General features: G+C 70.4%; 1 pseudogene. It reads right to left on the reverse strand.

The features are described 5' to 3' along the window. Positions 1 to 548, reverse strand: a pseudogene (locus tag J3P44_RS24765) (2-oxoacid:acceptor oxidoreductase subunit alpha); the annotation flags it as partial.

The following is a 548-nucleotide window of genomic DNA, read 5'->3' on the forward strand; positions in this document are numbered from 1 at the left end:
TCGATGCCTTCGGCTTCGGCGACGAGTCCGCCGATGACGTCGGCGAGGACGGCGGCCTTGAGGGGCAGGCCGCGGACCTCGTTGTAGCCGACGACGTCGACGAGGTACTTCGCGCGGAGCAGCAGGGAGAGCTGGCCGAGGTTCATCTCGGGGACGAGGACCTTGTCGTAGCGCTTGAGGATGTCGCCGAGGTCGCTGGGCAAGGGGTTGAGGTGGCGCAGGTGGGTCTGGGCGACGTGGTAGCCGGCCTTGCGGACGCGTCGTACGCCGGCGCCGATGGGGCCGTAGGTGGAGCCCCAGCCGAGGACCAGCACCTTGGCCAGCCCGTCCGGGTCGTCGACCTCGAGTGGGGGCAGGGAGTCGGCGATGCGGTCGACCTTGGCCGCTCTGGTGCGGACCATGAAGTCGTGGTTGGCGGGGTCGTAGGAGATGTTGCCGTGTCCGTCGCCCTTCTCGAGCCCGCCGATGCGGTGCTCGAGGCCGGGGGTGCCGGGGATCGCCCACGGGCGGGCCAGGGTGGCGTCGTCACGCAGGTAGGGCCAGAACTC

Origin of the sequence: Nocardioides astragali (genome assembly GCF_024436375.1) — a bacterium.
Classification (GTDB): Bacteria; Actinomycetota; Actinomycetes; order Propionibacteriales; family Nocardioidaceae; genus Nocardioides; species Nocardioides astragali.